The sequence below is a fragment of the Draconibacterium orientale genome, from assembly GCF_900111425.1.
GTDB lineage: Bacteria > Bacteroidota > Bacteroidia > Bacteroidales > Prolixibacteraceae > Draconibacterium > Draconibacterium orientale.
This window is the reverse complement of record NZ_FOHT01000006.1, coordinates 43,220-54,933: the sequence shown is the minus strand read 5'-3', so window position 1 is coordinate 54,933 and position 11,714 is coordinate 43,220. Positions and strand designations below refer to the sequence as shown.

9 protein-coding genes are annotated in these 11,714 nt (G+C 42.5%); all 9 read right to left on the bottom strand.

Going from position 1 to position 11,714, the window contains the following annotated elements:
* Nucleotides 1–30 precede the first annotated feature (30 nt).
* The 9 genes from BMW53_RS05140 to BMW53_RS05100 all read right to left on the bottom strand — a co-directional run bounded on the left by BMW53_RS05140 (nucleotide 31) and on the right by BMW53_RS05100 (nucleotide 11,713).
* Nucleotides 31–1,263 carry a BamB-related PQQ repeat family beta-propellar protein gene (locus BMW53_RS05140; RefSeq protein ID WP_038554722.1) on the bottom strand — a complete coding sequence of 411 codons (1,233 nt, stop codon included), beginning with the start codon at nucleotides 1,261–1,263 and terminating at the stop codon, nucleotides 31–33.
* A gap of 19 nt (nucleotides 1,264–1,282) precedes the next feature.
* Entirely contained in the window at nucleotides 1,283–2,008 is a 726-nt protein-coding gene (locus tag BMW53_RS05135; protein WP_038554726.1) for a LytR/AlgR family response regulator transcription factor, read from the bottom strand.
* On the bottom strand, nucleotides 2,001–3,056 hold the full coding sequence (locus BMW53_RS05130; protein ID WP_038554733.1) for a sensor histidine kinase: 1,056 nt from the start codon (nucleotides 3,054–3,056) through the stop codon (nucleotides 2,001–2,003). The genes BMW53_RS05135 and BMW53_RS05130 overlap by 8 nt, the downstream gene beginning before the upstream one ends.
* A gap of 109 nt (nucleotides 3,057–3,165) precedes the next feature.
* Nucleotides 3,166–4,377: a BamB-related PQQ repeat family beta-propellar protein gene (locus tag BMW53_RS05125; protein WP_038554737.1), complete on the bottom strand. Its 1,212-nt coding sequence runs from the start codon at nucleotides 4,375–4,377 to the stop codon at nucleotides 3,166–3,168.
* 584 nt (nucleotides 4,378–4,961) lie between these two features.
* Nucleotides 4,962–6,773 (bottom strand): translational GTPase TypA, encoded by a 1,812-nt coding sequence (typA, locus tag BMW53_RS05120; RefSeq protein ID WP_038554742.1) that lies wholly within the window; start codon nucleotides 6,771–6,773, stop codon nucleotides 4,962–4,964.
* 418 nt (nucleotides 6,774–7,191) lie between these two features.
* Nucleotides 7,192–7,737 carry an archaemetzincin family Zn-dependent metalloprotease gene (locus tag BMW53_RS05115; protein ID WP_168136379.1) on the bottom strand — a complete coding sequence of 182 codons (546 nt, stop codon included), beginning with the start codon at nucleotides 7,735–7,737 and terminating at the stop codon, nucleotides 7,192–7,194.
* A 65-nt stretch (nucleotides 7,738–7,802) separates the two neighbouring features.
* A complete protein-coding gene (locus BMW53_RS05110) occupies nucleotides 7,803–9,146 on the bottom strand; it encodes a sigma-54-dependent transcriptional regulator (protein WP_051567523.1) in 1,344 nt (447 codons plus the stop codon).
* A gap of 1 nt (nucleotide 9,147) precedes the next feature.
* Complete coding sequence (locus BMW53_RS05105) at nucleotides 9,148–10,818, bottom strand: HAMP domain-containing sensor histidine kinase (RefSeq protein WP_038554752.1); 1,671 nt, start codon at nucleotides 10,816–10,818, stop codon at nucleotides 9,148–9,150.
* A 181-nt stretch (nucleotides 10,819–10,999) separates the two neighbouring features.
* A complete protein-coding gene (locus tag BMW53_RS05100; protein ID WP_038554757.1) occupies nucleotides 11,000–11,713 on the bottom strand; it encodes a glycine cleavage system protein H in 714 nt (237 codons plus the stop codon).
* Nucleotide 11,714 lies beyond the last annotated feature (1 nt).

Below are 11,714 nucleotides of genomic sequence, written 5' to 3'. Positions count from 1 at the left end.
GTTTTGCTGCAAACTTGAGTTAACGCGGGGTTAAGCTTTAATATTGTACACCATCAGCACGTCGCCATGACGAATGTACAGCTTCCCATTGGCAATAAACGGATGCGCCCAATGTGGTCCGGCACCTTCCCGGATTTTAAATTGGCTAATTACTTCAAAACCATCAGGATCGGGTTTTACCAGCCCAACATTTCCACGTTCGTTGTAGCAGTATAAAAGGCCGTCGGCCATAACGATTGAGCCTTTTGTGTCCCAATCGGCTACATACTTTATCTCGCCAGAATCCCAGTTCATGCAAATCCAGCGTCCGCGTTTGTTGTCGAACCAATTTGAGCCGTACAAATATCCATCGTGCAGAATTACGCCGTGATGATGATTATCAAAGGTATGATCAACAAATTTTTCGCTTACAGAAGTTCCTGTTGAATCCATTTCCAGCATCACGGCCGAATAATCGTAGCCCATGGTAATAAAAATACGGTTGTCGTTAAAAACAGGCGTATTGGTCCAAATCAATCCGTCCTGATCCCATTGAGCAGAATTCCAATACCTGTAACTCCAGGCTATCTCGCCGGTTTCGGGAACAATTGCCATAAGATCGGTGCCGATTACCGCCAGAATATAGCGGAAGCCATTCCATTCGTAAATAGTTGCCGACGCATAAGCTCTCGGGCCGCCAAGCGACTTGGTTTGCCAAACTTTCTCGCCAGTTATTTTATTTAGCGCCACAACGCTGGTTTCTTTTCCTCCGGGCGATACAATTACTTTATCGTCGCAAATCAGAACTGTTTCAGAATTTCCCCAAATGTGGTATTCTCCATGAAAATATTCGTCAACGTTAACTTTCCAAATGGTTTCCCCGTTTTCTTTGTTGATGCATGACACCTGTCCGGTTCCACTTTGAACATAAATCCGACTATCTTCAACAACAGGCGTACTACGTGTGTCGGGAAACGATTTATTCCATGACCGACCGTAAGCTACCTGCCATTTAAACGAACCATCAGGATTTATCGCAGTCAGATAATCCATGGTATCAATCATTCCGGTGGTGTAAATCATATCGCCTTCGGGAATTGCCGACGAATATCCTTTTCCGATTTTCTCCACCTGCATCAGCAATTCCGGGCCATCTGCAGGCCATTCTTTTAGCAAACCTGTTTCGGGGAAATGCCCGTCGCGGTTTGGCCCGCGCCACTGTGTAACCTGGGCGCTTATTGAAAAAGCAAATGCGGTAATTAAAAGTGTTAGTGCAATCTTCATGTTTTTTTATTTATGGTTTTTATTTGTTCAAGAATGAATTATAATCGAGTTTTTCAAAGGTCTTTTCACGGTACCTGGTTCCAATCGGGAATTCTTTATCGCCAATGGCCACCATTACCGGACTAAAACTGGTTATCCGGCTGACTGCAACCAAAAATGAGCGATGCACCCGGATAAAGCCCTTATCGGGCAAAGCTTTTTCGAGTGCCGACATGGTGCAGCGGCTGTTAATTTCGCGGTCGTGTGTGTGTAGTTTCAGGTAATCGCCAAAACTTTCAACATAAACAATCTCGGTAACCGGTATTTTATGAATCACATTTTTCTCGCGCAGGTAAATGTATTCTGAATCGCCGTTGTTTTTATGCAGCGAAACCTCTTCCATCAATAAATTTTGCTGATTATATTTTTCTACTGTCTGCAAAAAGCGCTCAAAAGAAATGGGTTTCAACAGGTAATCCAGCACATTCAGGTCGTAACTTTCAATGGCATATTCGCGATAAGCAGTAGTAAAAACAATGGCCGGCAGATTTTTCAGGGTTTTCACCAAATCAGTTCCTTTCATTTCGGGCATATTAATATCGAGAAAAACCAGGTCGATCTTGTGCGACTTTAAAAAGTCGAAAGCCTCAATGGCATCGGCACAAGTCCCAACAATCTCCAACGAATCCAGCTTTTGAATATGCGATTTCAGCACTTCAATGGCAAGCGGTTCGTCATCCACTATTATGCACCTTGTTTTACTCATTGCCCCAGCATACTTTTAGGTTAATCTCAAACTTCGTATCCTGCTTATCAATCGTTAGTTTATGCGATTTCGGATAAAGCAGTTCCAAACGCCGGCGTACATTTTTCAATCCAATTCCTTCGTTCAGCTTCTCTTCCTTTTCCTTCTCAGGATGGATTGAATTCTTCACCTGCAATGCCAGGCATTTTTCATCAATTTTTATATTTATTTCTACTTTCGGGTTTTTACGATCTTTGCTTGCGCCGTGTTTAAATGCATTCTCAATAAATGGCAGCAAAATCAGCGGTGCAATCCGGTGATGGTCAACATCTCCTTCAATGTTGTATTTCAAATCGAGGCGATTATTGTAGCGCATGCTTTCCAGTTCCACATAGCTGTCAATAATCTTAATTTCTTCTTTTAGCGGCACAAAATCGTCGTTACTTTTATAGATCATATAATCGAGCAAACCCGATAATTTCAATACAATATCGGGTGTTTTTTCCGATTTGATCAATGTTAAAGCATACAGGTTATTCAGCGTATTAAAAAGAAAATGCGGATGAACCTGCGACTTCAGAAAATTCAGTTCGGCAGCCAGTTTTTCTTCAGCCAGTTTTTTATTTTTTTGCTCGTCGATATACCACTTTTTAAATACAATTATAAAAGCTGCCAACACCGGAATTCCGTAGTTCGAAATAATCTTACTCAGAATTTTAGGAACATAAAACAGCGGCAACTGCGAGTAATCGAAAAACTCAGGAAATAAATTCGGAAAATAGTACGATATGTAAATGAGAAATCCAAACAGTAGCGCATGGATTAAGGTAAGCACGCCAAATGTTATGAATTTCTTTTTCTCCAGTGCAAAGGGCAAAATCAAATAAATCATCGTATAAGTACCGATGATTCGTGCGGGCAACAATGTCAGCCCGATGATGAATTCCGCGTAATAATGATCGAGATATCCGCCGTAGGTTAGCCAGTAGCCAATAAAAACAACCACCCAAAACAAAAGGTGCCACAGAAAACGGTAGCGGAAAAATATTGGTAGTTGGTTTTGGTTCATGATTTTTTCTCAAATATACTTTTTGAGCTTTTGGTCGTCAAAAACATGCGACAAATACAGGCTAAAAAAGGATGTTTACTTTGCAAACATCCTTTTTCAGTTCCTCCTTCTATTTTATTTTATAAGCAATTAACACATCGCCGTGACGAACAAACAAGCGGCCATTGTTGATTACCGGGTGCGCCCAGTGTTGCGCAGTTCCCAATTCAACTTTTGTTTGGCTTACAATGTTAAAGTTTTCGGGTGTAGCTTCAACCAATGCCAGTTCGCCACGTTCGCTGTAGCAATACAACATGCCGTCGGCATAAATGGTAACACCTTTTGCAATGTCTTTCGATGCATATTTTTCTTCGCCGGTTTCCCAATTCACACAACGCCATTCGCGTCCTTTGTCGCCCGATCCGTATAGATAACCCTCAACCACAACCATTCCTCCCATGCGGCTGTCGAGTTCCGGTTTTTCCCACTGTTTTGTTACACTGCTGCCATCGTTGCTAAGGTCGAGTTTTAAACCGCCTTTACCATAGCCGCTAAAGCAAAACAGATCGCCGTTGTAAAAAAGCGGCGTATTCGGATGAACGCTCCACTGGTTTTTGTGCGGATAATCCCACAGCAATTGTCCGTTTTTGGCATCAACACCAATAATATGATCGGCGGTGTGTGTAACGATAAGTTTTCGTGCCGGAAGGTTAACCAGCAGCGGCGTGCAATAGGCTGACAAATCGCCTTTTCCGGTTGATGTCCAGATCAGATCGCCATTAAAACGGTTTAAGGCCACCACATTATTTTTCTTTCCGCCCGGAGTTAAATACAACACGTCGCCATCAATTAGAACAGTTTCGGTAACACCCCAGCGAATATTTTCACCATCAAAATCAGTAAATGCGTTTTTTGTCCATTTTTTTGCCCCTGAATTGGCATCCATACAAACCAAATCGCCATACCCGGAATATATATACATCAGGTCGCCGGCAACAACTACAGATGAACGACTACCTGGGTAGCTGTCCTTGAAATCTTTTCCGTAATTCACTTTTTGCTCCACCTTGCCATCCTGGTTAAAAACAATTATATATCCGTCTTCTCCCTGCAAAGTTGAAAGGTAAATTTTACCGTTGGCAAATACCGGCGATGAATGTCCTTCGCCTAATCCTTCAGCGGTCCATAAAATCTCGGGACCATTGGCCGGCCACTCTTTTAACAAACCGGTTTCGGAGTATATCCCGTTATTTTCGCCCCGCCAAACCGTAGGTTCCTGGGCAAATAGAATAGTTACTGAAAAAAGCAGTGCCGAAGCAAGAAACAAGCATTTTCTAATCATGACTTTATCGTTAAGTTTTGCTCCTAAAAATAGAACCAAAACCCCACATTAGCAATGCTCAGCAGCAATTTATCAGCTATCTAAATAGTAAGATATGTTTAGAAGTTATTTAGAGATCGTTAACAAATCAGGGACCAGAGAAGTGGATTTAAAACATATGTGTGAATTGCTAAAACGGCAGGAATTGAATTGTCTGAATTAGCTGTTTTTGGGAATAAGTAACAATTGGATACAAATTTGGTTTCTGATAAATCCTATCCCCAAGCCCCTTATAATCCCACAAGGGGGGATAATTTCTCCCCTTGGGGGAGGCTAGGTGGGGTCAATAGGTTCTATTCATTCAATAGACTTCCACAAAAAACATTCATGATTTATGGAATCACCAACAGGGATGAAAGGACATCCATATTGTTTCACGCAAAGAAAAGAAGAAGCGCAAAATTCGCAAAGGGATAGAATCTGTTTTGCGTGCTTTGCGAAAACTTAGTGATCTACTCTGCGTGAACTTTTTTGTTTTACCAAAGTGATTTAAAGAAAAAGGCAGATTGATCATCAACCTGCCTTTCCTGTATTTCTTTAGCTTCTTATTCGCTTATTACCTTTGCACGACGTTTACGCTCATGCTCATCGAGATAAATTTTACGGATACGCATAAAGTTTGGCGTTACCTCAATATATTCATCGTTACGAATGTATTCCATTGCTTCTTCAAGCGAGAATTTAATGGCCGGTGCAATCGATGTTTTTTCGTCGGCACCAGAAGAACGCATGTTCGACATTTTTTTGGTGCGAATAATATTAATGGTCAAATCATCCTGACGCGTATATTCACCAATCACCTGTCCGGCATAAACCTCCTCGCCCGGTTCAACAAAGAAACGACCACGATCCTGCATTTTATCGATTGAATAGGCAATAGCAGTTCCTGTTTCAAGCGAAATAAGTGCTCCGCTTCGTTTTACACCCAGCTCGCCTTTCCATGGCTCATAACCTTTTAATCGGTGTGCCATAATGGCCTCACCCTCGGTGGCTGTAAGCATTTGGTTACGCAAACCAATTAAACCGCGCGATGGAATAAAGAATTCCAGATGTGCACGATCATCTTTTACTTCAATATTCGAAATTTCACCTTTTCGGGCTGTAACCAATTCAATTACTTTTCCTGAAAATTCATCAGGTACCTGAACAGTTAAAGCTTCAATCGGCTCACATTTTTTACCGTCGATTTCTTTCACGATTACCTGTGGCTGGCCCACCTGAATTTCGTAGCCCTCGCGACGCATGGTTTCAATCAGAATCGACAAGTGAAGAATTCCACGGCCATAAACCAGGAACGAATCGGCCGAATTGGTTTCTTCAACACGTAAGGCCAGGTTCTTTTCGGTTTCTTTAAACAGGCGGTCGCGCACTTGTCGGGAAGTTACAAACTTCCCATCCCTACCGAAAAACGGTGAGTTATTCGAAACAAATGTCATGCTCATGGTTGGTTCATCTACCTGAATAGGAGTCAATCCTTCCGGTTCTTCAGCGTCGGCAACAGTATCGCCAATATCAAAACCTTCCAGTCCAAGCACGGCACAAATCTCGCCACACGGAACCGGATCTTTTGTCTTTTCTTTTCCAAGCCCTTCAAACAAGTAGCACTCTTTGGCTACCGATTTTATAATGCTTCCATCGCGTTTTACCAACGATACACGCGATCCCGGAACCAATTCGCCACGCGTTACTTTCCCTACCGCAATACGGCCGGTGTACGACGAATAATCAAGCGAAGTAATGCGCATTTGCACGGTACCTTCCTTGTGTTTTGTTGGCGGAATATGTTCCAGAATCTGATCGAGCAAATAAACCACATCTTCAGTTGGAGTTTGCCAGTCGGGGCCCATCCAACCCGCTTTTGCCGATCCGTAAACGGTTGGAAAATCCAGCTGCTCTTCGGTAGCATCAAGGCTAAACATCAGGTCGAAAACTTTTTCCTGAGCAATTTCGGGAGTACAGTTTTCTTTGTCGACTTTGTTAACCACCACCATTGGTTTTAATCCCAGTTCAATGGCTTTTTGCAGCACAAAACGGGTTTGCGGCATGGGGCCTTCAAAAGCATCAACAATCAGTAAAACACCGTCGGCCATGTTTAATACGCGCTCCACCTCGCCACCAAAGTCGCTGTGCCCCGGAGTATCGATGATGTTAATTTTGGTGTCTTTATAGCGTACCGAAACGTTTTTCGAAAGAATCGTAATTCCACGCTCGCGTTCCAGGTCATTGTTATCCAGAAAAAGCTCCTGAACCTCCTGGTTTTCGCGGAACAATTTTACCTGGTGAAGTATTCGGTCAACCAGCGTAGTTTTACCGTGGTCAACGTGTGCAATAATTGCAATGTTTCTGATTTCTGTCATTTTACTTTTTTCTAATCCAACTAACCAACACCGAAAGACTTTATTTGTTTTCAATCAATTATTTATGACATGAAAAACCAGTCTCCCGAATCGGCGCGCAAATGTAAGAAAGTTTTGCAGTGGAATATGCGTATCGCGATGAATAAAGTACTTCTTACATTTAAATTTAATATCAGCCATCACAACACACTAAAAATGAGCCACCAATATTGAATAACACCAATTTTATTGCATTTTTTTACCTTAGCCGTGTTATGAAACCGGCATTTAAACGTAATCCACAAAAGCAAGAGCTCGTAAAGGATGACATGAGTTAGCAGAGTTACAGGAAAATACCAAACTGGCTTTGTATCATTTTTCGAAAGAAATGAATGCCTGCCTTGCCAATCTTGAAAACGCAAAACGAATCAAATACAAGTTAAATAGAAGCGAGAGAAGACTCCAGTTGCTCCCTGCATTTATTACAAAACTGTGACTTTTTCTGGTCGATGTCCTCCACATAAGTTCCGGGGCGCATAACACAAACCGGCACGTGACAATGAATGAGTCCGAAAGCGTGCCCCAACTCATGAATCACAACTTTTCGGAAACGGTCGTATAAAATACGTTCGTTTCCTTTTATGCCATACTGTTGATTTCGCAAACGATAAAGGGAGGCAATCCCGGTGCTTCCGTTGTGTTGCGCCTGCCCAAAAATGTAAGTTAAAATGGGTATAAACAGATCGACCTGAAAAAGCCCGATGGTCTTTACGGAGTTAGCTGAGTATTCACGATAAACCAGATCCAGTAAACGATTGGCATCGTACTGTTTCCGGGCTGCATCAAAATAAGGGAGAATGTCGTGCGTAAAAGGAACAAGCGAAACCGGCCACCCAAAGGCGATTTCTATGTCCCAAATTAATTGGTCGAGCACCCTTTTTTCGAACTTGCCCTGAACAACCAGCGTTATCCCTTTTTCTTTCAAAAGTTTAGTATTTAAATTGCGCAACCAGCCGGCGGTTACGCGCGTTTATTAAAGTTGAGCTGCCATTAATTCTTAGGTGAACTAAGCTGATACTTTCTAATTTTATTGTACAGCGTTACCCGGTCGATCTGAAGAACTTTGGCCGAACGACTGATATTCCAATCGTATTTTTCCAGTGTTTTCTGAATGTATTTTTTCTCCAGTTCATCCAAACTGTCGTTGGAATCGATAACACTATCGGGTTCCAGCGGAAGATCTTTCAGGCGAACCTCCTTCCCGTTTCCAACTACAATGGCTCGTTCAATCATATTTTCCAGCTCCCGAACATTACCGGGATAATTATATTCTTCGAGTCGTTGCAAAGCTGCCTGATCGATGGTGATCAAATCGCGGCTCATTGAAGTGCAGTATTTTTTAATAAAATAAGACACCAGCACAGGAATATCTTCTTTTCGATCCCGAAGTGGTGGAATAGCAATATTCACCACATTCAGCCGGTAGTAAAGATCTTCGCGGAAGGAACCGTCGGCAACCATTTTTTTCAGGTCTTTGTTGGTTGCGCAAATAATCCGGAAATCCGATTTTATCTCTTTGTTTCCGCCTACCCGGGTAAACGTTTTCGATTCGAGCACCCGCAAAAGTTCCACCTGCATTTTCATTGAAATGGTTGCAATTTCATCCAAAAAAATGGTACCACCGTCGGCCATTTCAAAACGTCCTTTGCGGTTAAACATTGCCCCGGTAAATGCACCTTTTTCGTGCCCAAACAATTCACTCTCGAGCAAATCTTCCGACAAAGCTCCGCAATGTACCGTCACCATCGGGAAAAATTTACGCGGCGAATTGGAATGAATAGCGTGTGCAATCAGCTCCTTCCCTGTTCCGCTTTCTCCCGTAATAATTACCGACGAACTTGAAGCGGCCACATTCTCCACCTCCTTTAACACCCTGATCATATTCTCGCTGTTGCCCACAATATCTTCGATATTCTCCAGCGTTACAATTTTGTTTTTTAGTGTTTCATTTTCACTTCGCAGCGAGATTTGCCGGGCCGCATTACGTATCAGGTGCGAAAGATCGTCCGGATCAAAAGGTTTGGTAATGTAATCGAAAGCGCCATCTTTCAATGCCTGCACGGCTGTTTCAACCGATGCAAAAGCTGTCATTACAATTACAATGGCAGTACTGTTAAATTCTTTAATGCGCCGGTGCATTTCCAATCCGTCCATACCGGGCATCTTAATATCGGCCAGTATAATGTCAAAATTTCCCGATTCGATTTTTGTAAGCGCTTCTTTGGCATTGGCGGCGCTATCAACCTCATATCCATCCTCAATAAACCAGTTATAGAGCGAATCCCTAACCGATTCTTCATCGTCAACTATTAATATGGAAATGCTTGTCTTCATATTATTGATCTTCTTTGGTTATCAAATTAAATACCACCGACATGGTGGTTCCTTTTCCGGGTTCCGAAACCACCTCGATTTTACCTTTGTGGCTTTGCACAATTCCATGAACGATGGCCAGTCCGAGCCCGATTCCGCTGGCGCGTTGTTTTGCCGAATAAAACGGCTGAAATATGCGCGAAATGTCTTCTTTGGCTATTCCAACACCGTTGTCGATGATGTCCATTTTTACGTGATCGGCATCCGGGTTCGATGTTTTTATCAGCACCTCGGCGTTCGTGGTTACCGCTTCCTGAGCATTTACCAATAAGGCCACACACACCTGTTTAATCTGGTTGTCGTTACAAAGAATCAAATCGGATGTTGCCGCAAAATCGGTGTAAAAATGAATGCCGGCAATGTGCATTTGGTGCGCCATTAGGGTGTACGATTCTTTAAGAATATGATTCAAGGAATGTTGCTCAAAATTCTCCTGGTCTTTCCTTGAAAAATCAAGCAGTCCCCGAACAATATTTCCACAACGTTTTGATTCGTTTTCAATCACTTTCAGGTGTTTCAGCATCGAGTCTTTTGAATCATTGGGCAAATCAAGCTTGGCCAGTTTTTTGGCTACCAACTTACTGTAAGTCAGGATTCCGGAAAGCGGATTATTAATTTCGTGAGCTACCGACGAAGACAATTTCCCCAGCGAAGTTATACGCTCGATATGAATCAGTTCATTTTGAATTTCGGCCAACTCTTCCGATTTGCGTTGCACCTTGTATTCCAACTGATGCGACCAGTTTTCGAGCTCGCGGTTGGCCGCATCCAGGTTATCGAGCATGTTGTTAAAAGCCAGCGATACTGAACGCATATCTTCCAACAGGTAGGGTTTAATTTCCAGGCGGCGGCTCCGGTTTCCTTTCGACACTTCTTCACTGGCTACAATTATTTCGTTCAGCGGTTTCTGAATCTTATTCTTTGTAAAAAAAATAAGCAGCGACATTAAAATAATGGTAACAAGAATGGCCAGTAAAAAGAATTCGCTCGACGATTTGGTTACAGCCGAATCCAACTCCGACAAAGGTACTTTAATAATCAGCGATCCCAATATTTCTTCATCCTGACTATGGGCGTGACAAGCACTTACATAACACGAGCGTTCGTTTAAAATTGGCGTTCGCACCAACAGTTGCCGGTGGCTTTTGTCTTTTTGATCGATGTTACAAGGGCTCTTAAAATCGATGATGCGATACGCTTTCTGCCTTGGAGGAAACAAGTCGGAAAGATTTTGGTGACAGCTCACGCAGTTAGGTCCGTTTTTAACGAGCGAGTCGGCAACAAGCGAAGTAGAATACACCAAACTATCGAGGTTATTGTACATGTTCACCTCGTCAATTCCCGGCAGAGAATTGATAATATCGAGCGTACTTTGCAGGGAACTTTTATCGTTTTCCAACATAGAATAATAAAGCGAGCCTTCAACAATCGACCCGATATTATCTCCCTGCTGACGAATAACGGTGCCGAGATATCCTTCGTAAACCGACCTGAAAATCAAGCTATAAGAAACAAACAAAAACAACGAAAGTATAGCAATTATGTAAATTACCCGGGCATATATCGACGAACGAAAACTCAGGTAACGTCGTATAAATTTTGGAAAGGAATCCCGCTGTTTCCGGCCAGACATAGTTGTCCTGTAATTATCGCTTTTATTCATCACGCGTCAGTCAATCGGTTTTTTATAATAAACCTCCAAGGTACGAAAAAGAACAAATGATGAAGAGACTGTCTTGAATTTTTCCTTTAATCCTATTATTCGTCTTTCTCATCAATAAAATCAAAACAGTCTCTGTTAAAACCTTTTCCCATCAACCCTGTTCCAAAAATTCATTTTGAAATTCATCCCAAATACCGGCATCCAGTTTTGCAAGCGGGTAAAGTTCCAGCTCACCACCTTCCTGAAATGCCATAATGGTTGAAACTCCAGCCTGCCGTGCCAGGTTGATATTCAGAAAATCCTTAAGTCGCGTTATCTCGTCGGCAAACCATTTAGCGGCTTCATCACCCAGCAAAAATCCCGAAGTTTCTTTTTGCCAACTGTCTGGCATTATGGAATACAACCAACCTGCCTCAAGCTCGTTCGTGCCATACGGGTCGCTATCTCCTGACAAAACGTTGGCAGCCACAATTTCTCCCGATATGGGCGATTGAACACGTAACCGCTTTCCTCCCTGCTGAATGAGCACCAGTGCTTCTCCTTTTTTTACCGTGTCACCGGCCGATTTCAATGGTTGTATGGAAATTTTTCCCAGCACATTTTGCAGAAAATCATCCAGTCCGATTTTTACCTGGCCCGATTTCTCCAACTCCAGCCAAGTGTGGTTTCGACTAAAAAACAAACCTTTCGGGATACGTAAAAATTTGGGAGCAAGAACCCGAATGCCTTGCTGAATATGCTGTACAACTTCGCTTTTTCGGTTTACCATCACCCAGAAAGGGATCAACAACAAAAGAAATACAATTACTACGATGTATTCAATTCCTTTTGTTTCAAACAAATCAGTATATGTAAATCCTTCCATT

Excerpts from the sequence above, each read along its gene's own strand:
- BMW53_RS05140 (WP_038554722.1), bottom strand. The coding sequence starts at position 1,263 with ATGAAGATTGCACTAACACTTTTAATTACCGCATTTGCTTTTTCAATA.
- BMW53_RS05135 (WP_038554726.1), bottom strand. The coding sequence starts at position 2,008 with ATGAGTAAAACAAGGTGCATAATAGTGGATGACGAACCGCTTGCCATT.
- BMW53_RS05130 (WP_038554733.1), bottom strand. The coding sequence starts at position 3,056 with ATGAACCAAAACCAACTACCAATATTTTTCCGCTACCGTTTTCTGTGG.
- BMW53_RS05125 (WP_038554737.1), bottom strand. The coding sequence starts at position 4,377 with ATGATTAGAAAATGCTTGTTTCTTGCTTCGGCACTGCTTTTTTCAGTA.
- typA (WP_038554742.1), bottom strand. The coding sequence starts at position 6,773 with ATGACAGAAATCAGAAACATTGCAATTATTGCACACGTTGACCACGGT.
- BMW53_RS05110 (WP_051567523.1), bottom strand. The coding sequence starts at position 9,146 with ATGAAGACAAGCATTTCCATATTAATAGTTGACGATGAAGAATCGGTT.
- BMW53_RS05105 (WP_038554752.1), bottom strand. The coding sequence starts at position 10,818 with ATGTCTGGCCGGAAACAGCGGGATTCCTTTCCAAAATTTATACGACGT.
- BMW53_RS05100 (WP_038554757.1), bottom strand. The coding sequence starts at position 11,713 with ATGGAAGGATTTACATATACTGATTTGTTTGAAACAAAAGGAATTGAA.